Here is a 286-nt window from a genome sequence, read left to right on the forward strand (position 1 = left end):
TGCATTAAGCTAACCAGTACTAATTGCCCGTACGGCTTGTCCCTATAACCTTAGCAGGTACAGAGGATAAGACGGTACAACGTTGCGTGTGTGTTGATACTACCAGTCATTACCCCAATCTTTGCTTCTTCCAGATTCAGGCTTTGTCGCTCCACCGAGGACAAACGCCAGTACAAGTTATGCCTGATGACCATAGCAAGTTGGTCCCACCCCTTCCCATCCCGAACAGGACCGTGAAACAACTTTGCGCCGATGATAGTGCTGCAACCAGTGTGAAAGTAGGTTA

Annotated in this window: 1 rRNA gene; it reads left to right on the forward strand. The window is 48.6% G+C overall.

From position 1 onward, the window contains the following. Window positions 1–182: 182 nt before the first annotated feature. Window positions 183–286: ribosomal RNA gene (gene rrf / locus GYK42_RS28965) — 5S ribosomal RNA — on the forward strand; the annotation flags it as partial.

The sequence above is a fragment of the Janthinobacterium lividum genome, from assembly GCF_011601275.1.
GTDB lineage: Bacteria > Pseudomonadota > Gammaproteobacteria > Burkholderiales > Burkholderiaceae_D > Janthinobacterium > Janthinobacterium lividum_E.